Raw genomic sequence first — 21,956 nt, 5'->3', positions numbered from 1 at the left:
GGACCAACGGTCAGAGGGTTCAGTCAAAGCCCAGGCTCAGCTGCGCGCCGGCGGCGCTGCTGGCCTGACGGCTTTGTCGGGTTGTCCTCGACCGCCCAGCCTGAACTTTGCGTGAGGCATGTTTCTCAACAATGGCGGCTTTGCCCGCGCGCACCTCGGGGGTTCGGCGCAGGCTGTGCAGACGGTCTTTGGCGGCGCGGGTGGCAGATTCGAGGTCGACCAGCGGCAGCGGCCAGGCATCCACCGCACCGGCTGGCGCATCGGCAGACACGCGTACGCCACAGGCCGCCTGCACACTCTCGGGCATGCGCCAGGGCTCCAATAACCAGCTGTCGGGCACGTGGCGCAGGGCCGGGCACCAGCGGCGCACAAACACACCGTTGGGGTCGTGGTCTTGCGCTTGCTTGACCGGGTTGTAAACCCGCGTGGTGTTGATGCCGGTGGTGCCGCTCTGCATTTGCAGCTGGCTCCAGTGGATGCCGGGCTCGTAGTCCAGAAACTGGCGCGCCAGCCACTGCCCCACTGGCTGCCAATGCAGCCAGAGCGGGTAGGCTGCCACCGACACCAGCATGGCGCGCATGCGAAAGTTGAGCCAGCCAGTCTCGCGAAGCATGGCCACGCAGGCATCGACCATCGGCCAGCCGGTGCGCCCGGCTTGCAGCGCTTCAAAGTGCGCCGCGTTCCAGTCGGGTTCACGCAGGCCGTCGTAACCCCGGTGCACATTGCGCCACTCCAGTTCGGGCTCGGACTCCAGCTTCTGGATAAAGTGGCAATGCCAGTGCAATCGGCTTAAAAAAGCCTCCAGCCCCTTTGATGCGTGTGCGGACTGAGCTTTAAGTTGCAGCAATTTCGCGTCGGTGGCCTGCACCACCTCACGCAGGCTCACACAGCCAAACGTCAGGTAGGGCGACAGGCGCGAGCAGGCGCTGGGGGCCGACAGCGGAGACGAGATGCCGCCGCGGTAGTTGCGGACGCGGTGGTTCAAGAAATCATCCAGCACCGCCACACCGTTGGTGCGCCCGCCACGCTGGCGAGCCGGAGGGTCAAACGCGTTCAGACCCAGATCAAGCGCGCCGGGCACTTGCTGCGCAGGCCAGGGGCTCGGTTGAAACTGCAATTCGTTGGGCGTGGGGCAGGGCAGTTGGGGTGCGTGGGTGTGGGCTGCCCAATGGCCTTGCCAGAGGTTGCGGCTTTTCAGGCGGCGCACGACGCCAAATTGGGGAAATTCCTGCCACGCCACGCCTTGCGCCCGGCACCAGCGCGCCACCGCCTTGTCCCGCTCAAAGCTCACCGCGTTGCCAGTCTCTTCATGCGAGACCAGTCGCTCAAACGGGGCCAGCGCATGCAGCTGCGCCAACACCTCAGGCACTTCCCCGGTGCGCACATGCAGGCGTCCACCCAGAGTTTTCAGCGCGCGGGCCAGTTCGCGCAGGCTCTCCAGAATGAACTCAAAATGCTGGCGCGCCGCATCCGGTTGCGCCCACAGACTGGGTTCAATGACGTACAGGCACACCACCGGGCCGTGCGTGGCGGCTTCAACCAGTGGCGCATGGTCATGCAATCGCAAATCGCGCTTGAACCAGACCACGCTGCAGGTCATAGCAATTTGAGATTGAAGGCACGTTCAACAAACCAGAACGCGGCCAAGCCCAGAGTCAACACCGAGCCGCCAACGAACACCCCCTGGCGGTAAAAGGCGGTGTGCCTGAGCCAGTAGGCCAGCGGCAAGAAAACGGCCACGATGGCCAGTTGGCCCAGTTCCACACCGAGGTTGAAGCCCAGTAGCGAGAGCACCATCGCGCCCTGGGGCAAGCCCAGATCTGCCAGCACGCTGGCAAAGCCAAAACCGTGAATCAGACCAAAGCCAAAGGCCATCATCCAGCGCCGCTGCGCCACCACCGGCTTGAGGTTGTTGGCTGCCGCCAGTACCACCGACAATGCAATCGTTGATTCCACCACCCTGGAGGGCAACTCCACCCACTGCAGGGCGGCCAGCGTCAGGGTGATGGAGTGGGCCACGGTGAAGGCGGTCACCACCCACAGCACTTCACGCAAGGCCTGGCCAAAGCTGGTGACGGCGCGCCAGCTCCGGTGATGAAAAATCAGCACCGCAGGCAGCAGCAAAGAGAGCAGGAACAAGATGTGGTCAAAGCCGATCCAGATGTGCCAGACACCCTCAACCAGATACTGGCCAAACTGCGCCAGACGCGAACCACCGCTGGCTTTGAAGGTTTGCTCGGCAGTCTCGGGGGCCAGCACGGCGGTTTGGGTTTGCCCGTCAAGCTTGAGCCGCAGCAGGCCGCGATGCAGCGCGTCAACGTCAAACATCAGGCGATAGGTCAGTTGCAGGTCGGCATCCGCGGTTGGACACTCGCCGCGCAAACGCAGCACGGCGTAGCTGCCGTCGGTGTGTTCATCCACCTGGAGCTGGTCGGCCGTCATGCTGCAGCTGCCGCCGCGCTGCAACTGCAGGCGCGCCAGCGCCCAGGCGCTGAGGTCGCTCTGACGCTGGCGCAACTCGCCCCAGGTGATGTCGCCATTGCCGTCGCCGTCCAGGCCCATGGCAAAGTCGATGTCGCGCAGGGCAATGTCCCATTGGCCGGTGACGCTTTGGCCCTGAACATCAAGCACCAGGTAGCTGTCGCTGGCTTTGTGCGCCAGCGCATGGCCACTTAAAGCCAGAAGCAGCCAAAGCAAAGCCAGCAGGCGTGTCAGCTGCAAACGTGGGTGGAAATTCATGGTGTCTTCAGATTCAGGTCTTTGGCCAACGCCAGCATGTGCGGGTCCTGGAAGCCGCTGCTGCGCAGCCAGTCCAGCGCCGCTTGCGCACCGGCAGGGTCTTTCGCCGCGAGCGCCGCTTCAAGCAAGATGCGGGCGTCGCGTGGTTCGCGCTGCACCGCGTAATTGGCTTTGGCCATGACCAGCGCGGCCTGCGGGTTGCCGCGCAAGCGCAGCTCAAAGCGGGCTTCTTCGGCGCGGTGGGTCGCGTCGCCGCGCAAGCGGGCGGCGTCAAAACGGTTGGCCAGGGCTTGCACGTGCCGGGACGCTGCCGGCAGCTTGAGCAGGGTTCCTGCCTCGGCCAGGCGCAGCAGCAGACCGTCCGAACTCTCCCAGGGTGCCAGCAGCGCAACCACCTCGGCGGGGCGCTGCGCGTCCAGCAAAAAGTCGCTCCAGGCGGCCAACAGGTAGCCGTCATCGAGTCCCAGCTTCAGGGCGGCCTTGAAATGCTGCTCGGCCTGCGCGGCCTGGCCGCGCCAACTGGCCACCTCGCCCAGGCGGGTGAGCAGCCAGAGTTGGTTCTCGGGCGCAGGGCTGGCTTGCAAGGCAAGTTGCAGCGTGGCTTGGGCTGCTTGCAAGTTGCCGGTGTAGGCCTGCAGCAGGCCCTGACAAGCACCAGCCAGCGCGCGCTGCGCCAGATCGCGCAGCGCCTGACAGGCTTGCTGCGCCGCCGGGTAGTTGGCCTGCACCAGAAAGATGGCGCCGCGCCAGGCTTGGGCCTGAGCCTGTTGCGGGTCCAGGCGCAAGGCGCTTGAGAAGTCTTCCAGGGCCTCTTCAAACTGGTGCCGGTATTGTCGCAACTGGCCGCGCACCAGCAGCAAGTCCGCTGTCATGGTGCTGGCAAAAGGGCGCACAACCGCCTCGGCGTAGCCAATGTAGCGCGGGTCGCCTTTGGCCATGGCCTGATCAAAGTAGGCCTGTGCCAGGGCGCTGGCCGCGCTTGCATCGGTGGGTGTTTTGGCCAGCGCCTGGCGCAAGGTGCGAAACGCCCGGGTGGCCTCGTCACCGGGACGCAGCGGCAAACGCTCCAGCACTTCGGTGTCTGCGCCGGGTGTTCGCGGTGCGGCGTGGCAAAGCGCGGCTGTGGCACCACCGATGACGCACAACGCAATAAACCCTGCGCGGCTAAGCCCTCGCCTTGATGGTGCCAAAAATAATTGCATATTTGCGCTATATTACCGGCGCGTCCCGTTCTGGACGCACTCGCTTATAAATTGACCTGGAGATTTTTTATGATGAAATTATTGTCCGCTTTGGTGTTGGCTGCATTTGCCACGGGTTCTTTTGCCATGTCTCATGGCGGTGCCATGAAGGCAGACCCCAAGGCCATGGAAGAAAAGATGGCTGCTTGCAAAAAAATGGATCCTAAAACAGCCGACGAAAAAATGAAGGCTGACTGCAAGAAATTGGAAGAAGACATGAAGAAGGCAGAAGTCAAGAAGTAATTCTTTTTGATGTCCGCCAAAAAACGAGCTCCGGCTCGTTTTTTTTGGCAATCATGATCGAGGGCGTGCGCTGTCCCGTTTGATCAGGCGTTCATGGCAGCCGGCGGCAAACTCTGTGCCAGAAAATACACCGACCCCAGGCACAGGCAGGCCACCACCGTGAGTTGCAGGCGCAGTGGCAAATACCAGGCGGGCAAGGGCAGAACCCTGGCCAGACGCAAATCTTGTCGGTAATGCGCCAAAAAGCCGGCAATCAGCAAGGTGGCGCCCGCCGCGGGATGCACCAGCAGCGCCACCCAGCCCAGCAGCGAGGGCATCACGCTCCAGCCGTACATGCCGTTCATGGGTTGGCCCGCCGTGTCAGGGTGCACCATGGCAAAGCCCCAGTGCAGCGCACCGACAAAGCTCAGGATCACCGCGCCATAGGTGAGCAGCATCTCCAGCCACAGGCTGCGGTGATCGGGTTCCAGCCAACACAGCAGCGCCGAGCCCAAAAAAGGCAGCAAGCCGCCGTAGCCGAGCCAGGCTACCGCCGCTGGCCGTTGTGATGAGAGTGTCGGCATGGTCGCTTGTCAATCTGCCGCATGAGCTTGCAACTGGGCCAATGTGACCACCGCAAGCGCCTTGTTGTGGGTGCTTCGCAGGTAAACCGGCGGGGCCACATTGGCGGCCAAAGCCTCGCGCCAGCGCAGCGCGCACAGGCACCAGCGGTCACCGGGCTTGAGGCCGGCAAAGCGGTACTCGGGCCGGGGCGTGACGAGGTCGTTGCCTTGATCCCGGGAATAGTCAAGAAAGGCGTGAGTCATGCGCGCGCACACCACATGGGTGCCGTGGTCTTGCGCGTCGGTGTGGCAGCAGCCGTCCCGAAAAAAACCGGTCAGCGGATCGTATGAGCAGGGTTGTAGAGGCGTGCCCAACACGTTGAGTGCGTTCATGATGAAAGTCTGGTCGTTGCAATATCGCGGCGCGATTGTGGGACAAGCTTGTTGTTTGGCACGGCCAAACGGCGGATACACCCCACACATCACTGGTCTTTCGGCGCCCTCGGGCGCGTGAAAATGGTCAGAAAATCTGGATTTGATCAATTCATAGAATGGCGCATGTCTGCCACTTCACCAATTCTTCCAAAACGACACAGGCTGGCGCATGGCTGGCGCCTGTGCCTTGCCTGGCTGGCGTCCGGAAATGAAAGGATGGGCGCTTGAAACCGGTGCCTTCCACCCATCCACCCCTGGCCGAGCGCCTGCGCCCGAAAGCCCTGAGAGAGGTGGTGGGTCAGCAGCATTTGCTCGGCGAGGGCATGGCGCTGCGGTTGGCGTTTGAGTCAGGCCAGCCGCACAGTTGCATTTTCTGGGGGCCGCCGGGTACCGGCAAAACCACCATTGCGCGGCTCATGGCCAACGCGTTCGACGCCCAGTTCATCACCATCAGCGCTGTGCTGGGGGGCGTCAAGGACATTCGTGAGGCGGTTGAAAATGCGCTTGTGGCCCAGCAGCAAGGCCAGCGCACGCTGGTTTTTGTGGATGAGGTGCATCGCTTCAACAAGGGGCAGCAGGACGCTTTTTTGCCGCATGTGGAAAGCGGCCTCTTCACCTTTATCGGCGCCACCACCGAGAACCCGTCGTTTGAGGTGAACTCGGCCCTGTTGTCGCGCGCCGCTGTCTACGTGCTGCAGCCGTTGACTGCCGATGATTTGAAGCAAATTGTGGCTTCAGCCCAGGCGCTGCAGGCGCTGCCAGAGATTGAAGGCAAGGCCATTGACCGCCTGGTGGCTTATGCCGACGGCGATGCACGCCGGCTGCTCAACACGCTGGAGACTCTGGCAGTGTCGGCCACGCAGGAAAAGCGCGCCGAAATCACCGATGTGTGGCTGTTGAAGGTGCTGGGCGAACGCATGCGGCGATATGACAAGGGGGGCGAGCAGTTTTACGACACCATCTCGGCCTTGCACAAGAGCGTGCGCGGCTCTGACCCCGACGCCGCGCTGTACTGGCTGGTGCGCATGCTCGACGGTGGTGCCGACCCGCGCTACATGGCGCGGCGCCTGATCCGCATGGCCAGCGAAGACGTTGGCCTGGCTGATCCGCGCGCGCTGCGGCTGGCGCTCGATGCGGCCGAGGTGTACGAGCGCCTGGGCACGCCCGAGGGGGAACTGGCCCTGGCCGAGTGCGTGATTTACCTGGCGGTGGCCCCCAAGTCCAACGCGGTCTACAAGGCGTTCAACGAAGCCAAAACGTTTGTCAAGCAGGACGGCACGCGTCCGGTGCCCATGCACCTGCGCAATGCGCCCACCAGGCTGATGAAGGAACTCGACTATGGCAAGGGCTACCGGTACGCGCACGATGAAGCCGATGCATTTGCCGCGGGCGAGCGCTATTTGCCCGAGGGCATGGCTGCGCCGGGTTTTTACCGGCCGGTGCAGCGTGGGCTGGAGATCAAAATTGCAGACAAACTGCGCGACCTGAAGGCGCGCAACGAACAAGCGCGCTGAGGTGGCATTGGTCTTGCGTGCGAGATGGTGGTGCAAGGGTTTACCCGGGTTGCGTTGCACCTTTATGGGGAGGCCCCGTGGCTACAATCCGTCCACTCAAACACGTCGTTGGGAGCTTGCTGCCAACACACTGGCAAGGCTCATAAGGCTGCATAACGCGTCAATCAACCTGTTGACACCTCAACCGGCCAAAAATCGGAGAAAAAACAAGTATGGAAACCTTGATCCAGCAGATCATCAATGGTCTGGTGTTGGGCAGCATGTACGCCTTGGTCGCCTTGGGCTACACCATGGTTTACGGCATCATTGGCCTGATCAACTTCGCCCATGGCGAGGTGCTGATGGTGGGGGCGCTGACCAGCTGGACCATCATTGGCCTGATGCAGGATGCCATGCCGGGTGCTCCCGGGTGGTTGATCTTGCTGATTGCGCTGGTTATTGCCTGCATCGTGGCGGCCACGCTGAATTTCACGATCGAAAAGGTGGCATACCGGCCGTTGCGCAACAGTCCGCGGCTGGCGCCCTTGATCACCGCCATCGGCATGTCGATCCTGCTGCAAACACTGGCCATGATCATCTGGAAGCCCAACTACAAACCGTATCCGAACCTGATTGGCGGCACGCCGTATGAAATTGGTGGCGCCGTGATCTCGGTCACGCAGGTGTTCATTCTGGGTGTTACCGCGCTGTCGCTGGCAATTCTGATGTACCTTGTCAACTACACCAAATTGGGGCGCGCCATGCGCGCCACCGCTGAAAACCCTCGCGTTGCTGCGCTGATGGGTGTCAAGCCTGATGTGGTGATTTCGGCCACCTTTGTGATTGGTGCCGTGCTGGCCGCCATTGCCGGCATCATGTGGGCGGCCAACTATGGCACCGTGCAGCACACCATGGGCTTTTTGCCAGGCCTGAAGGCCTTTACCGCCGCTGTTTTTGGCGGCATTGGCAACCTCGGCGGTGCGGTGGTGGGAGGCATTTTGCTGGGCCTGATCGAGGCGCTGGGCGCGGGCTACATCGGCAAGCTCACCGGCGGCGTGCTGGGCAGCCACTACTCGGACATTTTTGCGTTTGTGGTGCTGATCATTGTGCTCACACTGCGGCCTTCGGGCTTGCTGGGTGAGCGGGTGGCTGACAGGGCGTAAGGAGACAGAACATGACACAACAGAAAAAGATCATTGTTTTTTTGCTGGCTGCTGTGGGCTTGCTGGTGCTGCCGCTGTTGCTGCAGGGGTTTGGCAACGCCTGGGTGCGCATCGCCGACATGGCGCTGCTGTATGTGCTGCTGGCACTGGGCCTGAACATTGTGGTGGGCTACGCCGGCTTGCTCGACCTGGGCTACGTGGCGTTTTTTGCCATTGGCGCCTACATGTACGCGCTGCTGGCCTCGCCACACCTGTTCGACACCTTTCCTGCCATCGCGGCCATGTTTCCCAACGGCATGCACTTGCCAATCTGGCTGGTGATACCGGCGGCGGCCGGCCTGGCGGGGCTGCTTGGGGTGTTGCTGGGGGCGCCCACGCTGCGGCTGCGGGGTGACTATCTGGCGATCGTGACCCTGGGCTTTGGCGAAATCATCCGTATTTTCTTGAACAACCTGGACCATCCGGTCAACATCACCAACGGCCCCAAGGGTCTGGGCCAGATAGATTCCCTGAGTTTTTTTGGCGTGAGCATGGGCAAAAAGGTGGAGGTTTTCGGGTTTGAACTGGCTTCGGTCTCGCTGTACTACTACCTGTTTTTGGCACTGGTGGTGGGGAGCGTGATCATTTCGCACCGCCTGCAGCTTTCGCGCGTGGGGCGCGCCTGGATGGCGATTCGCGAGGACGAAATTGCCGCCAAGGCGATGGGCATCAACACCCGCAACCTGAAACTGCTGGCGTTCGGCATGGGCGCCACGTTTGGCGGAGTCTCGGGTGCCATGTTTGCCTCATTTCAGGGCTTTATTTCGCCAGAATCCTTTTCCCTGATGGAGTCCGTCATGATTGTGGCGATGGTGGTGCTGGGCGGCATCGGTCACCTGCCGGGTGTGATTCTGGGTGCGGTGGCGCTGTCTGCCCTGCCCGAGGTGCTGCGCTATGTGGCCGGGCCGCTGCAAAACATGACCGGCGGTCGTCTTGATGCCTCCATCCTGCGGCAGTTGCTGATTGCGTTGGCCATGATTTCTGTGATGCTGCTGCGTCCGCGCGGTTTGTGGCCCTCGCCTGAGCATGGCAAATCCCTGCAAAAAGCCAAGTCCTGACGCGGCCCTACCCAAGAAGTAATGACATGACAGACACCGTACTCAACGTTGCCGGCGTATCGAAACGCTTCGGCGGCCTGCAGGCCTTGAGCGATGTGGGCATCCAGATCAGGCGCGGCCAGGTCTATGGTCTGATCGGTCCCAATGGCGCTGGCAAGACCACGTTTTTCAACGTTCTCACCGGGCTCTACACCCCGGACACCGGTACCTTCGAGCTGGCAGGCAAGCCTTACAAGCCCACGGCGGTGCATGAGGTGGCCAAGGCCGGCATTGCGCGCACCTTCCAGAACATCCGCCTGTTTGCCGAAATGACGGCGCTGGAAAACGTCATGGTGGGTCGCCATGTGCGCACCCATTCAGGTTTGATCGGCGCGGTGTTTCGCACGCCAGGTTTCAAGGCCGAGGAAGCCGCCATTGCCGAGCGCGCCCAGGAACTGCTGGAGTATGTGGGCATTGGCAACCTGACCGACTACAAATCCCGCACCCTGAGTTACGGCGACCAGCGGCGTCTGGAAATCGCCCGTGCCCTGGCCACCGACCCGCAGTTGATTGCTCTGGATGAGCCCGCCGCCGGCATGAACAGCACCGAAAAAGTGATGCTGCGCACGCTGATCGACAAGATTCGCAACGACAACCGCACCATTTTGCTGATCGAGCACGACGTGAAACTGGTCATGGGCCTGTGCGACCGCGTCACGGTGCTCGACTACGGCAAGCAAATTGCCGAGGGCACACCGGCCGATGTGCAGCGCAACGAAAAAGTGATTGAAGCCTACCTGGGCACCGGAGGACACTGACATGGCCGAAGTATTATTAAAAGTCAAAGGCCTCAAAGTGGCTTACGGCGGCATTCAAGCCGTCAAGGGTGTGGATTTTGAGGTCCATGATGGTGAGTTGGTGTCGCTGATCGGCTCCAACGGTGCTGGCAAAACCACCACCATGAAAGCCATCACCGGCTCGCTGCCCATCAATGATGGCGACATTGAGTACCTGGGCAAAAGCATTCGCGGCCAGGGTCCCTGGGATCTGGTCAAGCAGGGGCTGGCCATGGTGCCCGAAGGCCGTGGTGTGTTTACCCGCATGACAATCATCGAAAACCTGCAGATGGGGGCCTACATTCGCAATGACCGGGCCGAAATCGCGCAGGATGTTGAGAAAGTGTTTGCCATTTTTCCGCGCCTCAAAGAGCGCCGTGACCAATTGGCTGGCACCATGAGCGGTGGCGAGCAGCAAATGCTGGCCATGGGTCGGGCGCTGATGAGCCGCCCCAAGGTGCTGTTGCTTGACGAGCCCTCCATGGGCCTGTCGCCGATTATGGTGGACAAGATTTTCGAGGTGGTGCGAGAGGTCTATGCGCAGGGCGTCACCGTGCTGCTGGTGGAGCAGAACGCCAGCCGGGCGCTGGCCATCGCCGACCGCGGTTATGTCATGGATTCAGGCCTGATCACCATGACCGGCGACGCCAAAACCATGCTGCATGATCCCAAAGTGCGGGCGGCTTACCTGGGTGAATGAGGGCACCAGGGAGCTCCGGGCTGCGTATCAAGCGCCACAAACCAGCTGTCGCGCCAGCGCGTTGTGGCGCTCAATCAGGGGCCCGAGTTCCACGCTGGCCAGTTGCCCCTGGCGCACCACGACCCGACCGTTGACCACGGTATAGGCGGCTGGCGGGCTGGCGCACAGCAACAGGGCGGCCACCGGGTCATGCACGGCACCGCCGGCAAAAGCCAGGGTTCGCAAATCAAACAGCGCCAGATCAGCACACATGCCCACCGCCAGATGGCCGATGTCGCTGCGGCCCAGCACTTGCGCTCCGCCACGCGTCGCCAGCGCCAGGGCATCGCGCGCGGTCATTTCGGCCGGACCCAGGTCGCAGCCAAAAAAGCTTTGTTGCCGGCCCTCGGTGTTGACCCGGGTTTCGGCTGGCTGCACAGCCCGGCCAACCCGCGCCAGCAGCAGGGCCTGGCGCGCCTCGTTGACCATGTGCGCAGCGTCGTTGCTGGCGCTGCCGTCCACCCCCAGCCCCACCGGAATGCCGGCATCAAGCATCTTGCGGATTGGTGCAATGCCACTGGCCAGCCGCATATTGCTGCACGGGCAGTGCGCCACGCCGGTGCGGCTGGCGGCAAACAGGCTGATGCCCGCCTCGTCGAGTTTGACGCAGTGGGCATGCCAGACATCAGGGCCCAGCCAGCCCAACTCTTGCGCGTACTCGGTGGGTGTGCAGTTGAACTTTTCGCGGCTGTAGGCCAGGTCGTGGTCGTTTTCTGCCAGGTGGGTGTGCAGGCGTGCGCCGTAGCTGCGCGCCAGCAGGGCAGATTCGCGCATCAGGCCCCGGCTCACGCTGAACGGCGAGCAGGGTGCAACGGCCACGTTGACCATGGCCCCGTGGTCGTTGCTGTGGTAGGCCTCGATCAGGCGCCGGGTGTCCTGCAAAATAAAGGCCTCCGGCTCGACCACGCCGTCGGGGGGCAGCCCGCCTTGCGACTGTCCCACACTCATGCTGCCGCGGCTGGCAACAAAACGCATGCCAATTTGCTGGGCCGCCTCGATGCTGTCGTCGAGTCGCACCCCATTGGGAAAAATGTAGAGGTGGTCGCTGCTGGTGGTGCAGCCGCTCAGCAGCAGTTCGGCCATCGCCACCTGCGTGCTGATGCTCACCATTTCGGGCGTCAGCCCCGCCCAGATCGGGTAGAGGCCGCGCAGCCAGCCGAACAACTCGGCGTTTTGCACTGCCGGAATCGCCCGGGTCAGGCTCTGGAACATGTGGTGGTGGGTGTTGATCAGGCCCGGGGTCACCAGGTGACCGCGCGCGTCAATCACTTCATCGGCGGTTTGGGGCAGTTCTGCGGCCGGTCCAATGGCCTGGATGCGATGACCCTGAATCAGGATCGACGCATCGCTCAACTCGCGCGCCAGCGCCGGGTTGGGGTGGTCAAAGGTGGCGACGCAGCGGGCGTTCTGGATGAGAAGCGTACGCAAGAAAGAGGTCCTTGAAAACGGGTTCGATGCGCTTGATCGTAGCAAAAGCCCTGACTCAGGACAGTGTCTGGCAGCCGGGGGCGAGTTTTTCCATGTTTGTTGATCTTCCTCAAGTTTCCCAAGTGGCAGGCGCTGCAAAGTAACGAACATGTTTACCGTTAACTTTATCAACCCATGCGCCCAGCCCCAAAAGATCGCCCGCGGACAGCTTCTGCTGCAACGTGGCAGCAAACCGGTCTGGGTCAGTTACATCGAATCCGGCCGGGTGGCGCTGGGTGTGCTCGAAGATGGCTCGATGGAGCACCAGATCGGCGTGCTTGAGGGGCCGTGCTGGCTCGACGCCAGCTCAGTTGTGCTCAAGTTGCCGCATTTGGTCGACGCTTTGGCAGACACCCCGGTGGAGTTGCGCCAGGTGCGCGCGGAAGAATTCAGCAAAGGCATTGCCGACCTGCCCGCAGCAGCCCAGGCCGTGCTGCTTGATGTGGCGATGGCGCACCGGCGGCAGACCGAATTTGCCGTGAGCCGGCTCGCCAAGGATGCCGAGGCGCGCTGTGCCGAGTGGCTGCTGAGTCATGCCCAATCTGGCGCCCAGGGCCAGATGGCGGTGGAACTGCAGCAGCGCAAGCGCAGCATTGCGGTGCAGCTGGGCATTGCCCCCGAGACTTTCTCGCGCGTGCTGCGGCATTTGCGTGAGCAAAGCCTGATCAGCGGCTCAGGCCGTGTGCTGAATCTGGTTGATCCCACCGCACTGCGCTCGCTCGCCGGAGTCTGAAAACTTGAAACCTTGCGGGTCAGACCAAACTTGAGACCTTGCGGGTCAGACCACTCGCGCAGCGACGTGCTCTGACCCCAACCAACTTGAGGCTTTGCGGGTCAGACCACTCGCGCAGCGACGTGCTCTGACCCCAACTGTTTAGGTGTGCAGCGCCCACAACACCCGCTCTGCCGTGGCCGGTGCGTTCAATTGCACCGCCAGACCGTCGCCGCGCGCCTGGGCCACGGCCTCGCGCAGCGCCTCAAACACGCTGATGGCCAGCATGAATGGCGGTTCACCCACGGCTTTGGAGCCAAAAACATTGTCCTCGGGGTTGGCCTCGGGCCATAAATCGACCTTGAAATGCGTTGGCACATCACCGGCTGTGGGAATCTTGTAAGTGCTGGGCGCGTGCGTGGTCAGCAGGCCTTGGTCGTTCCACACCAGTTCTTCAGACGTGAGCCAACCCATGCCCTGCACAAAACCGCCTTCGATCTGCCCGATGTCAATGGCCGGATTGATGGACCGGCCGACGTCGTGCAGGATGTCCACCCTCAGCACACGGCTCTCGCCAGTCAGGGTGTCGATGGCCACCTCGGTGCACGCCGCGCCATAGGCAAAGTAATAAAACGGCCGCCCGGTCAGGGTGGTTTTGTCGTAGTGGATTTTTGGGGTGCGGTAAAAGCCGTCACTCCAGAGCTGGATGCGGTTGGCATAAGCCAGCGCCACGACGGCGTTGAAACTGCGTGTGGCTTTTGGCGTGATCACCTGGCCGGCGGCAAACTGCACGGCGCCGGCGCCAACACCGTCGATGCCGCTGACAAAGGCCGCCAGGTTGTCACGCACATGGCGCGCGGCAAACTGGGCGGCGCGGCCATTGAGGTCGGTGCCGGCCGAGGCGGCGGTGGCCGAGGCGTTGGGGACCTTGCTGGTGTCGCTGGCGCTCAGGCGCACCCGGTGCAAGGGCACCCCCAGCTCGTCGGCCACGATTTGTGCCACTTTGGTGTGCAGGCCTTGCCCCATTTCGGTGCCGCCATGGTTGACCATGACGCTGCCGTCCAGGTAGACATGCACCAGCGCGCCCGCCTGGTTGAATAGCGTGGCGGTGAAGCTGATCCCGAATTTGACCGGCGTCAGGGCGATGCCGCGCTTGAGCACTTTGCTGTTCTGGTTCCAGCCGACAATGGCTTCGCGGCGCTGCGGGTACCGGGCCGTGTCGGCCAATCGCGTGATCAGCGGCTGCAGGATGTTGCCCTCGACCTGCATGCCGTAGTGCGTGGTGTTGCGTTCTGACTCATCGCTGTACAAATTGCGTTGTCGCACGGCCAACGGGTCGAGCCCCAGATGGCGCGCGATGTTGCCCAGGATGGCCTCGGTGACGATCATGCCCTGCGGCCCGCCAAAGCCGCGAAACGCGGTGTGGCTCTGGGTGTTGAGCTTGCAGCGGTAAGACGTGATCTCCACGTCTTGCAAAAAATAGGCGTTGTCGGCATGAAAAATGGCGCGGTCGGCCACCGGGCCTGACAAATCGGCGCTGAAGCCGCAGTGCGCCAGCATCTGCAACTGCAGGCCGCACAGCCTGCCACTGTCATCGAACCCCACGCGGTACTCAAAGCTGAACGGATGGCGCTTGCCGGTGATCAGAAAATCATCATCGCGGTCAAGCCGCAGCTTCACCGGCCGCTGCAACTTGTGCGCAGCCAGCGCTGCCCACACGGCCAGATGGCCGGCCTGGGTTTCCTTGCCGCCAAAACCGCCGCCCATGCGCCGGCACTGCACCGTGACCGCGTGGTTGTCCAGCCCGAGGGCATGCGCCACCCAGTGCTGCACCTCACCCGGGTGCTGCGTGCTGCTGTGGATGAGCCACTGGTTTTGTTCCAGCGGCTGCGCGTAGGCCACCTGGCCTTCGAGGTAAAAATGCTCCTGGCCGCCGACTTCGAGCGTGCCCTGCAGGGTGTGCGGTGCCCGCGCCAGGGCCTGGCCTGCATCACCACGGCGCACGGTCACCGGCGGCAGCACAAAACTCTGCGCCCTGAGTGCTTCGCGCACGTCGAGGATCGCGGGCAGTGGCTCAATTCGGGGTGCCACCAAACGCGCTGCCCGGCGCGCCAGCATGACGCTGTCCGCCACCACCAGGGCAATCACCTGGCCCACATGCTGCACGCTGTCTTGTGCCAACACGGGTTCATCGCCGGCAAAGGCGGCCAGCACCTTGCTGCCGGGCACATCGGCCGCCAGCAGCACGGCGCGCACGCCGGGCAGCGCCAGTGCGGCCTGCGTGTCCACGCCGAGCAGCTTGCCGTGCGCCACTTTGGACATCACCGGCGCGGCGTACAGCGTGCCGCGCAACTCCGGGATGTCGTCGATGTAAGTGGCGGCACCGGCAATCTGGGCCGCCGCGCTTTCGTGTGGGTGTGACTGGCCGCTGGCGACCAGCGGCTCGGTGCCTGCGGGCAAAGGGGCGTTCATGCGCTTTCTCCTTCCAGGGTCAAGCTTGCCAGGTTGACATCTGCCGCGCCCTGGCTTTCCAGCCAGAAGCGTTGCATGAGCCCGTCGAGCACCTGCGCGCGGTAGGCGGCGCTGGCGCGCATGTCCGAGATCGGTTGAAATTCGGCGCGCAGACAAGCGCTTGCCCTGTTCACGGTGTCGTGAGTCCAGCCCTGTCCGGTGAGCAATGCCTCGGTTGTCGATGCGCGCACGGGCGTGGCCGCCACACCGCCCACGCCGATCGAGGCCTGCGCGACGCGTCCGTCATGCAACGCCATGCTGACGGCCAGGCAAACCGCAGAAATGTCGTCCTCGGTGCGCTTGGACACCTTGTAAACCCGAAGCAATTCATCGGGCCGTGGACGGGGCACATGAATGAAGGCCAGCACTTCGTCGGCCGCCATGACGTTCTTGCGGTAGCCGGTGTACAGCGCTTCCAGCGGCAACTCACGCTGGCCGCGCACGCTCATCAGCACCACGCTGGCGCGCAGCGCGATCAGCAGCGGCATGCTGTCGCCAATCGGAGAGCCATTGGCGATATTGCCACCCAGGGTGCCGGCGTGGCGCACCGGCAGTCCGGCAAAGCGGCTGAAAAAGGCGTGCAGTTGCGGCCGATCCAATGCAAGCGCGGCAAAGGCGTCGCTCAGGCTGACGGCCGCACCGATGACGGTGTGGTTGTTCTGCACCTCGATGGCCTTGAGTTCCGCCACGCGTGTCACGTCGAGCAGCTGCGCAAAATCCATGTGCAGCTTGTTGACCCACAAGCCCACATCGGTGCAGCCGGCCACCAGTTGGGCCTGCGGCCGCGCCGCCCGCGCAGCCAGCAGCGCGTCGAGGCGGGTCGGCGCGTCATAACAAAAATCAGCAGACTGTTGCCGTTGGGCGGGCGCGATGGCGGCTAATTGCTGGCGCAAGCGCGCCTCGTCCAGCTGCACCCGGGGCAGGGTGGCCATCTGCTGTGCCGCGTCCAGAATGGGCCGGTAGCCGGTGCAGCGGCACAGGTTGCCTGACAGCGCCTCCTGCGCCTGGGAGCGGCTGATCGGCTGCTCTTTCAGCACCCGGTTCTGGTACAGGCCAAACAGGCTCATGGCAAAGCCGGGCGTGCAAAAGCCGCACTGGCTGGCGTGGCACTGGTGCAATGCTTGCTGCACCGGGTGGGCTGTGCCGTCCACAGCGGTGAGGTCGGCGGCGGTCCAGAGCGCCATGCCATCCACAGCGTGCGCCATTTTGATGCAGCTGTTGACGGCGCGGTAGCTGATGTGCTCCCCCTGCAATTCCCCCAGCACCACGGTGCAGGCGCCGCAGTCGCCCTCGTTGCAGCCTTCTTTGGTGGCGCTGTGGGCCAGGTCTTCGCGCAACAGTTGCAGCAAGGTGCGGGTGGGCGCGATGTGGTGCAGCGTGACCGTCTCGCCGCGCCAGACAAACTGCAGGATGGGTGGGTTCATGAAAGCACTCACAGGCTAAGGTTAAGGGGTGATCCGGGGCACCACGAGCCTGAGCATAGAGCAAATGCCATGCCCGGTCATCAGGAAGCGTGATGCGAGCTGGCATTGATCTTGCAAGTTTTTTCTTGGGGTCGTGACCCCCAGTCAAAGTCAAAATCCAGATTTCAAGGCATTTTGCTGGTAAAAACAGCACCTAACCCAACTGACACCTTTGTTCATGACCACACCCCGTCTTCAACTGTTCGGCATCACCAAGCGCTACCCCAGCGTGGTCGCCAACAGTGACATCAGCCTGACGGTGATGCCCGGCGAGACGCATGCCGTGCTCGGTGAAAACGGCGCTGGCAAGTCAACCCTGATGAAAATCATTTACGGTGCGGTCAAGCCCGACGCCGGGGAAGTCCAGATCAACGGCCAGGTGATGCAGATCCGCAACCCCAAGGATGCGCGGGCCAACGGCATCAGCATGGTGTTCCAGCACTTCAATTTGTTCGACACCCTGACTGTGGCCGAAAACGTCTGGCTTGGCCTGGCGCGCAATTCGCTGGACCAGGTCACGGCCAGCATCGTGGCCAAGGCCGCCGAGTACGGCCTTGACATCGACCCGGCGCGCCCGGTGCACACCCTGAGCGTGGGTGAGATGCAGCGGGTCGAAATCATCCGCGCCCTGCTGACGCGTCCGGAGTTGCTGATTCTGGATGAGCCGACCTCGGTGCTCACGCCACAGGCCGTCGAAAAGCTGTTTGTGGTGCTGAAAAAGCTGGCCAGCGAGGGCTGCAGCATCTTGTACATCAGCCACAAACTGCACGAAATCCGCGAGTTGTGCAATGCCTGCACCGTGCTGCGTGGTGGCAAGGTCACCGGCGTCTGCAACCCCGCTGAGGAGTCCAACGCCTCCTTGTCGCGCATGATGATTGGTGCCGAGCCACCGCAACTGCAACACCGCCCGCAGCAGTCAGGCGCCGTGGTGCTTGATGTGAACGGGCTCAGTCTGGCGCGGGAGGACCAGTTTGGCGTCGATCTTGACGGCATTGGCCTGCAAGTGCGTGCCGGCGAGGTCGTGGGCATTGCCGGTGTTTCCGGCAACGGCCAAAAGGAATTGATGTACGCCTTGTCGGGCGAAGACTGCCGTGCGCCCAAGGGCAGCATACGCATGGGTAATACCGATGTGTCGGCCCTTCATCCGGGCGAACGCCGCAAGCTGGGCCTGCACTTTGTGCCGGAAGAGCGGCTCGGACGCGGCGCTGTGCCAACGCTGAGCCTGGCGCACAACCTGCTGCTGACCCGCACCGAGTCCATTTCCATGCCTAAATTTGCCGGTGGCTGGATCAAGGTGGGCGCGCTGGAGCAACATGCGGCGCGACTCATCCAGGCTTTCAATGTCAAGGCCGGCGGCCCGCGCGCGCTGGCGCGTTCGCTCTCGGGCGGCAACCTGCAAAAATTTATTGTCGGCCGCGAGATCGACGCCCAGCCCAAGTTGTTCATCGTCTCGCAGCCCACCTGGGGCGTGGATGTGGGCGCGGCGGCTCAAATCAGGGGTGAAATCCTGGCCTTGCGCGATGCCGGTTGCGCGGTGCTGGTGGTGAGTGAGGAGCTCGAAGAGTTGTTTGAAGTGAGCGACCGTTTGCATGTGATCTCCAAAGGCCAGTTGTCGCCTTCTGTGCCCATTGCCGAGGCCAGCATTGAGCGCATCGGGATCTGGATGAGCGGTCTGTGGGACGAAGACCTGCAGCGCCATCTGGCCGAACTCGAAGCCGTCACCGAGCCCGATTTGGTCAGCCCGTCAGGAGCCCAGCATGCTCAAGCTTGAAGCGCGTGCCGAACCCTCCAGGGCCTGGACCTATGGCTCGCCCCTGATGGCGTTGCTGATCACGGTGCTGATTGGTGCGCTGATGTTCACGGCACTCGGCAAAGACCCGCTCAAGGGTCTGGAAATGTTTTTCTGGCTACCGCTTCACAATGCCTACGCTATCGGAGAACTGCTGGTCAAGGCCACGCCGCTGCTGATCATTGCGCTGGGACTGGCGGTGTGCTTCAGGTCGAACGTGTGGAACATCGGCGCCGAGGGCCAGTACATCATCGGGGCGATTTTTGCCGGCGGCATCGCGCTGATGGCCGATGCCAGCACCGGCCGCTGGATCGTGCTGCCGATTCTGCTGGCCGGCGTGCTCGGCGGCATGTTTTGGGCCGGTGTCACGGCGCTGCTGCGCGACCGTTTTCACGCCAACGAGATTCTGGTGAGTCTGATGCTGGTCTATGTGGCAGTTCAGTTGTTGAGTTATCTGGTGGGCGGGCCGTGGAAAGATCCCATGGGTTTCAACTTTCCGCAAAGCAAGACCTTTGAGGCGGTAACCCGGGTTCCGCGTTTGTTCGAGGGTTCGCGCGTCAGCATTGGTGCGCTGCTGGCCCTGCTCAGCGTGGCCGGCTTGTGGGTATTCTTGTTTCGCACCCGGGCCGGTCTGGCCCTGCAGGTGGGCGGGCTGGCGCCGGCGGCGGCGCGCTACGCCGGTTTTTCGTCGCGCAAGGCGCTCTGGACGGCGCTGCTGATGTCGGGTGGCGCGGCTGGCCTGGCCGGTGCGCTGGAAGTGGCCGGCCCGATTGGCCAGCTCACCCCTTATGTGCCGGCGGGTTACGGTTTTGCCGCCATCATCGTGGCCTTTGTCGGCCGTCTGCACCCGGTCGGCATGGTGTTCTCGGCCATCCTGATGAGCATGTTTTACATTGGCGGTGAGCTGGCGCAGTCGCGCCTGGGGCTGACCAAATCGCTCACCGGGGTGTTTCAGGGGCTGCTGTTGTTCAGCCTGCTGGCCTGTGACACGCTGGTCAATTACCGTCTGAAGTGGAGCAAGTGATGGAATCCTACGCCTTGCTGATGGCCGCCACGCTCAATGCGGGCACCGTGCTGGCAATTGCCTCGCTGGGTCTGTTGATCAATGAAAAGGTGGGCATTGTCAATCTGGGCGCCGAGGGCATGATGCTGTGCGCGGCCATTGCCGGCTTTGCCACTGTGGTCACCACCGGCTCTGACATCATGGGTTTTGCCGCGGGCATGGCTGTTGGCGCCTTGCTGGCGGCAATTTTTGGTGTGCTGGTGATCTGGCTCAACACCAACCAATACGCCGCCGGACTGGCGCTCACGCTGTTTGGCACCGGGTTTTCCGCCTTTGTCGGCACAGGTTTTGTGCAGGCAAAAATTCCGGAGCGCACCAGCTTCGCCATTCCCTACTTGTCGGATATTCCCTGGTTTGGCCCGGCCCTTTTTCGCCACCACCCGCTGGTCTACCTGACGGTGCTGCTGGCGCTGGCGCTGATCTGGTTCATGTACCGCACCCGCAATGGGCTGGTGATGCGCAGCGTGGGCGAAAGCCCGGAGTCGGCCCACGCGCTGGGCTACCCGGTGCGCCTGATCCGGCTGCTGGCGGTGGTGGTGGGCGGTGCGCTGTGTGGCCTGGCCGGGGCTTATTTGTCTGTGGTCTATACGCCGCTGTGGGTTGAGGGCATGGTGGCCGGCAAGGGCTGGATTGCGCTGGCACTCACCACCTTTGCCACCTGGCGCCCCGGGCGTGTGCTGCTTGGGGCCTACCTGTTTGGTGGCGTGACGATGTTGCAGTTTCACCTGCAGGGCATTGGCGTCGACGTGCCACCGCAGTTTTTAAGCATGCTGCCCTACGTGGCCACCATTCTTGTGCTGGCGCTGATCTCGCGCAACCCGCAGTGGATCCGCATCAACATGCCTGCCAGTATTGGCAAACCGTTTTACCCTGGCGCCTGAGTGTTCCGGTTCATAATTACGATTTTCTCGCTGTCCAACCCGTCCCTTGATAAGGAAAAAACATGACTGATCTGCAAAAACGTTCGCTGCTCAAAGCGGCAGCACTTTCCGCCGTGGCCGCCGCCGCGCTGGTGGGCTGTGGCAAGAAGGAAGAGCCCGCGCCCGCGCCTGCTCCCGCGCCAGTCGCTTCTGCACCCGCGCCCAAGCCAGAGCCACTGAAGATTGCCTTTGCCTATGTCGGCCCGGTCGGCGACGGCGGCTGGACCTTTGCCCACGACAACGGCCGCAAGGCCCTGGAGGCAGAATTTGGCGACAAGGTCAGCACCTCATTTGTCGAGAATGTTCCCGAATCGGCCGACGCCGAGCGCGTGCTGCGCGACATGGCGGGGCAGGGCAACAAGCTGATATTTGGCACCACCTTCGGTTACATGGAACCGATGCTCAAGGTGGCCACGGACAACCCGGGCGTCAAGTTCGAGCATGCCACCGGCTACAAGCAGGCCGACAACATGCGCACCTACGACAGCCGCACCTATGAGGGCGCGTACATGGCGGGTGTGATTGCCGGCAAGATGACCAAAACCAACACGCTGGGTGTGGTGGGGTCGATCCCGATCCCGGAAGTGATCCGCAACATCAACGCCTTCACACTCGGCGCCCAAAGCAGCAACCCCAAGGTCAAGACCAAAGTGGTGTGGGTGAATGGCTGGTTTGACCCGCCCAAAGAGACTGAAGCCGCCACCAGCCTGATCAACGGCGGCGCTGATGTGCTGTTCCAGAACACCGATTCCCCGGCTGTCCTGAAGACCGCAGAGGCCAAAGGCAAGCGCGCCTTTGGCTGGGACTCCGACATGACCGCCTATGGCCCCAAAGCCCATTTGGCATCCGCTGTGATCAACTGGGGTCCGTACTACATCAAGGCCACCAAGGAAGCCCTTGACGGCAGCTGGAAGGGTGGCGGTGCCGAGTGGTGGGGTGTGAAGGAGGGCGCGATTGACATCGTGAGCATTGCCGAAGACGTGCCCGCCGAGACCAAAGCCCGCGTGGAAGAAGTTAAAAAAGGCCTGGCAGACGGCAGCTTTGCCATCTGGACCGGCCCCATTGTTGACAACACCGGCAAGGTCCAGATCGCCAAGGACACCGTGGCTGACGACAAGTTCCTGGGTGGCCTGAACTTCTACGTCAAGGGTGTTGAAGGCAAGGTGCCGGGCGCCAAGTAAGCTTCTTTGGTTGACGCAAAAGCCGCCTGTTCAGGCGGCTTTTTGTTTGGCTGATGCAGCGGGCCTTTGCCCGCGATCGCGTGCGGTCGCTCCAGTGCCTACTTCCAAAGCATCTCCACCCGCTTATCCCGACCGCACGACAAACGGTAGTAGCTGTAGCTCACCGTGTTCTTTTTGTAGTAGTCCTGGTGGTAGTCCTCGGCCAGGTAGAAAGTGCTGGCGGGGGCCAATTCGGTATGGATGGTTTTGAAGCGGCCGGTCTTCAGCAGCGCATCGCGGCTGGCTAGCACCGCTTGACGCTCGGCCTCGTTACCCCAATAAATGCCGCTGCGGTACTGGCTGC

Annotated in this window: 20 protein-coding genes; 11 read left to right on the top strand and 9 right to left on the bottom strand. The window is 62.6% G+C overall.

The features are described from left to right. Nucleotides 1-19: 19 nt before the first annotated feature. From GPS82_RS03410 to GPS82_RS03400, 3 genes are read right to left on the bottom strand one after another with little or no spacing between them, the layout of a single operon-like run. A complete protein-coding gene (locus GPS82_RS03410) occupies nucleotides 20-1,600 on the bottom strand; it encodes a deoxyribodipyrimidine photo-lyase (protein ID WP_296490952.1) in 1,581 nt (526 codons plus the stop codon). Beyond that, a complete protein-coding gene (locus tag GPS82_RS03405) occupies nucleotides 1,597-2,739 on the bottom strand; it encodes a HupE/UreJ family protein (RefSeq protein WP_296490949.1) in 1,143 nt (380 codons plus the stop codon). Before GPS82_RS03405 ends, GPS82_RS03410 begins: the two co-directional genes overlap by 4 nt. After that, the gene (locus GPS82_RS03400) at nucleotides 2,736-3,941 is read right to left on the bottom strand and encodes a hypothetical protein (protein ID WP_296490946.1); all 1,206 of its coding nucleotides are present in this window, start codon (nucleotides 3,939-3,941) and stop codon (nucleotides 2,736-2,738) included. The genes GPS82_RS03405 and GPS82_RS03400 overlap by 4 nt, the downstream gene beginning before the upstream one ends. A gap of 69 nt (nucleotides 3,942-4,010) precedes the next feature. Here GPS82_RS03400 and GPS82_RS03395 point away from each other — a divergent pair, with 69 nt between their 5' ends. Beyond that, complete coding sequence (locus GPS82_RS03395) at nucleotides 4,011-4,223, top strand: hypothetical protein (protein WP_296490943.1); 213 nt, start codon at nucleotides 4,011-4,013, stop codon at nucleotides 4,221-4,223. Between the two features lie 83 nt (nucleotides 4,224-4,306). On the opposite strand, the gene GPS82_RS03390 is transcribed toward GPS82_RS03395, so the two are convergent. Beyond that, nucleotides 4,307-4,786, bottom strand: coding sequence for a DUF3429 domain-containing protein (locus GPS82_RS03390; protein WP_296490941.1), 480 nt, complete (start codon nucleotides 4,784-4,786; stop codon nucleotides 4,307-4,309). Nucleotides 4,787-4,795: 9 nt separating this feature from the next. Further along, nucleotides 4,796-5,158, bottom strand: coding sequence for a DUF2237 domain-containing protein (locus GPS82_RS03385; RefSeq protein WP_296490939.1), 363 nt, complete (start codon nucleotides 5,156-5,158; stop codon nucleotides 4,796-4,798). A 266-nt stretch (nucleotides 5,159-5,424) separates the two neighbouring features. Here GPS82_RS03385 and GPS82_RS03380 point away from each other — a divergent pair, with 266 nt between their 5' ends. The 5 genes from GPS82_RS03380 (at nucleotide 5,425) to GPS82_RS03360 (ending at nucleotide 10,468) form a co-directional block, all read left to right on the top strand. After that, nucleotides 5,425-6,714 (top strand): replication-associated recombination protein A, encoded by a 1,290-nt coding sequence (locus GPS82_RS03380; RefSeq protein WP_296490938.1) that lies wholly within the window; start codon nucleotides 5,425-5,427, stop codon nucleotides 6,712-6,714. A gap of 212 nt (nucleotides 6,715-6,926) precedes the next feature. Continuing rightward, nucleotides 6,927-7,856 carry a branched-chain amino acid ABC transporter permease gene (locus GPS82_RS03375; RefSeq protein ID WP_296490932.1) on the top strand — a complete coding sequence of 310 codons (930 nt, stop codon included), beginning with the start codon at nucleotides 6,927-6,929 and terminating at the stop codon, nucleotides 7,854-7,856. An 11-nt stretch (nucleotides 7,857-7,867) separates the two neighbouring features. Further along, the gene (locus GPS82_RS03370; protein ID WP_296490930.1) at nucleotides 7,868-8,953 is read left to right on the top strand and encodes an ABC transporter ATP-binding protein; all 1,086 of its coding nucleotides are present in this window, start codon (nucleotides 7,868-7,870) and stop codon (nucleotides 8,951-8,953) included. A gap of 26 nt (nucleotides 8,954-8,979) precedes the next feature. Continuing rightward, nucleotides 8,980-9,750: an ABC transporter ATP-binding protein gene (locus tag GPS82_RS03365; RefSeq protein WP_296490928.1), complete on the top strand. Its 771-nt coding sequence runs from the start codon at nucleotides 8,980-8,982 to the stop codon at nucleotides 9,748-9,750. Nucleotide 9,751: 1 nt separating this feature from the next. Further along, a complete protein-coding gene (locus tag GPS82_RS03360) occupies nucleotides 9,752-10,468 on the top strand; it encodes an ABC transporter ATP-binding protein (protein ID WP_296490924.1) in 717 nt (238 codons plus the stop codon). 27 nt (nucleotides 10,469-10,495) lie between these two features. Here the strand turns inward: GPS82_RS03360 and GPS82_RS03355 are convergent, their stop codons facing one another. Next, a complete protein-coding gene (locus GPS82_RS03355) occupies nucleotides 10,496-11,935 on the bottom strand; it encodes an 8-oxoguanine deaminase (protein ID WP_296490922.1) in 1,440 nt (479 codons plus the stop codon). A 148-nt stretch (nucleotides 11,936-12,083) separates the two neighbouring features. On the opposite strand from GPS82_RS03355, the gene GPS82_RS03350 reads away from it, so the two are divergent. Continuing rightward, nucleotides 12,084-12,707, top strand: coding sequence for a Crp/Fnr family transcriptional regulator (locus tag GPS82_RS03350; protein ID WP_296490921.1), 624 nt, complete (start codon nucleotides 12,084-12,086; stop codon nucleotides 12,705-12,707). Between the two features lie 141 nt (nucleotides 12,708-12,848). On the opposite strand, the gene xdhB is transcribed toward GPS82_RS03350, so the two are convergent. Then, nucleotides 12,849-15,158, bottom strand: a complete 2,310-nt coding sequence (xdhB, locus tag GPS82_RS03345; protein ID WP_296490918.1) for a xanthine dehydrogenase molybdopterin binding subunit — start codon at nucleotides 15,156-15,158, stop codon at nucleotides 12,849-12,851. Next, on the bottom strand, nucleotides 15,155-16,621 hold the full coding sequence (gene xdhA, locus GPS82_RS03340; RefSeq protein ID WP_296490916.1) for a xanthine dehydrogenase small subunit: 1,467 nt from the start codon (nucleotides 16,619-16,621) through the stop codon (nucleotides 15,155-15,157). Before xdhA ends, xdhB begins: the two co-directional genes overlap by 4 nt. 217 nt (nucleotides 16,622-16,838) lie before the next feature. Here xdhA and GPS82_RS03335 point away from each other — a divergent pair, with 217 nt between their 5' ends. The 4 genes from GPS82_RS03335 to GPS82_RS03320 all read left to right on the top strand — a co-directional run bounded on the left by GPS82_RS03335 (nucleotide 16,839) and on the right by GPS82_RS03320 (nucleotide 21,613). Then, nucleotides 16,839-18,431 (top strand): ABC transporter ATP-binding protein, encoded by a 1,593-nt coding sequence (locus GPS82_RS03335; protein ID WP_296490914.1) that lies wholly within the window; start codon nucleotides 16,839-16,841, stop codon nucleotides 18,429-18,431. Further along, nucleotides 18,418-19,473 carry an ABC transporter permease gene (locus GPS82_RS03330; RefSeq protein ID WP_296490911.1) on the top strand — a complete coding sequence of 352 codons (1,056 nt, stop codon included), beginning with the start codon at nucleotides 18,418-18,420 and terminating at the stop codon, nucleotides 19,471-19,473. The genes GPS82_RS03335 and GPS82_RS03330 overlap by 14 nt, the downstream gene beginning before the upstream one ends. Further along, nucleotides 19,473-20,393 (top strand): ABC transporter permease, encoded by a 921-nt coding sequence (locus GPS82_RS03325; protein WP_296490910.1) that lies wholly within the window; start codon nucleotides 19,473-19,475, stop codon nucleotides 20,391-20,393. The genes GPS82_RS03330 and GPS82_RS03325 overlap by 1 nt, the downstream gene beginning before the upstream one ends. A 62-nt stretch (nucleotides 20,394-20,455) precedes the next feature. After that, complete coding sequence (locus GPS82_RS03320; protein WP_296490908.1) at nucleotides 20,456-21,613, top strand: BMP family ABC transporter substrate-binding protein; 1,158 nt, start codon at nucleotides 20,456-20,458, stop codon at nucleotides 21,611-21,613. 98 nt (nucleotides 21,614-21,711) lie between these two features. On the opposite strand, the gene GPS82_RS03315 is transcribed toward GPS82_RS03320, so the two are convergent. After that, a partial coding sequence (locus tag GPS82_RS03315) for a peptide-methionine (S)-S-oxide reductase (RefSeq protein ID WP_296490907.1) occupies nucleotides 21,712-21,956 on the bottom strand: 245 nt, incomplete at its 5' end.

This window comes from Rhodoferax sp. (assembly GCF_011391645.1).
Lineage (GTDB): Bacteria > Pseudomonadota > Gammaproteobacteria > Burkholderiales > Burkholderiaceae_C > Rhodoferax.
The sequence above is the reverse complement of the archived record's forward strand: the minus strand, read 5'-3'. Positions and strand labels throughout refer to the sequence as shown.

Coding starts and splice junctions, on each gene's coding strand:
- GPS82_RS03395 (WP_296490943.1), top strand. CDS start 4,011: ATGATGAAATTATTGTCCGCTTTGGTGTTGGCTGCATTTGCCACGGGT.
- GPS82_RS03325 (WP_296490910.1), top strand. CDS start 19,473: ATGGAATCCTACGCCTTGCTGATGGCCGCCACGCTCAATGCGGGCACC.
- GPS82_RS03390 (WP_296490941.1), bottom strand. CDS start 4,786: ATGCCGACACTCTCATCACAACGGCCAGCGGCGGTAGCCTGGCTCGGC.
- GPS82_RS03350 (WP_296490921.1), top strand. CDS start 12,084: ATGTTTACCGTTAACTTTATCAACCCATGCGCCCAGCCCCAAAAGATC.
- GPS82_RS03360 (WP_296490924.1), top strand. CDS start 9,752: ATGGCCGAAGTATTATTAAAAGTCAAAGGCCTCAAAGTGGCTTACGGC.
- GPS82_RS03365 (WP_296490928.1), top strand. CDS start 8,980: ATGACAGACACCGTACTCAACGTTGCCGGCGTATCGAAACGCTTCGGC.
- xdhA (WP_296490916.1), bottom strand. CDS start 16,621: ATGAACCCACCCATCCTGCAGTTTGTCTGGCGCGGCGAGACGGTCACG.
- GPS82_RS03410 (WP_296490952.1), bottom strand. CDS start 1,600: ATGACCTGCAGCGTGGTCTGGTTCAAGCGCGATTTGCGATTGCATGAC.
- GPS82_RS03375 (WP_296490932.1), top strand. CDS start 6,927: ATGGAAACCTTGATCCAGCAGATCATCAATGGTCTGGTGTTGGGCAGC.
- GPS82_RS03385 (WP_296490939.1), bottom strand. CDS start 5,158: ATGAACGCACTCAACGTGTTGGGCACGCCTCTACAACCCTGCTCATAC.
- GPS82_RS03405 (WP_296490949.1), bottom strand. CDS start 2,739: ATGAATTTCCACCCACGTTTGCAGCTGACACGCCTGCTGGCTTTGCTT.
- GPS82_RS03330 (WP_296490911.1), top strand. CDS start 18,418: ATGCTCAAGCTTGAAGCGCGTGCCGAACCCTCCAGGGCCTGGACCTAT.
- xdhB (WP_296490918.1), bottom strand. CDS start 15,158: ATGAACGCCCCTTTGCCCGCAGGCACCGAGCCGCTGGTCGCCAGCGGC.
- GPS82_RS03335 (WP_296490914.1), top strand. CDS start 16,839: ATGACCACACCCCGTCTTCAACTGTTCGGCATCACCAAGCGCTACCCC.
- GPS82_RS03320 (WP_296490908.1), top strand. CDS start 20,456: ATGACTGATCTGCAAAAACGTTCGCTGCTCAAAGCGGCAGCACTTTCC.
- GPS82_RS03370 (WP_296490930.1), top strand. CDS start 7,868: ATGACACAACAGAAAAAGATCATTGTTTTTTTGCTGGCTGCTGTGGGC.
- GPS82_RS03400 (WP_296490946.1), bottom strand. CDS start 3,941: ATGCAATTATTTTTGGCACCATCAAGGCGAGGGCTTAGCCGCGCAGGG.